Here is a 253-nt window from a genome sequence, read left to right on the forward strand (position 1 = left end):
ATACATCATCAACCCCATATCTCCAGCCTGATACATCATCAACCTCATATCTCCAGCCTGATACATCATCAACCCCATATCTCCAGCCTGATACATCATCAACCTCATATCTCCAGCCTGATACATCATCAACCTCATATCTCCAGTCTGATACATCATCAACCCCATATCTCCAGCCTGATACATCATCAACCTCATATCTCCAACCTGATACATCATCAACCTCATATCTCCAGCCTGATACATCATCAAC

1 protein-coding gene is annotated in these 253 nt (G+C 43.1%); it reads right to left on the reverse strand.

From position 1 onward, the window contains the following. A partial coding sequence (locus ACZ3GY_RS24500) for a hypothetical protein (protein ID WP_465912398.1) occupies nt 1-253 on the reverse strand: 253 nt, incomplete at both ends.

The sequence above is a fragment of the Pseudomonas sp. PME37.24/006 genome, from assembly GCF_055556635.1.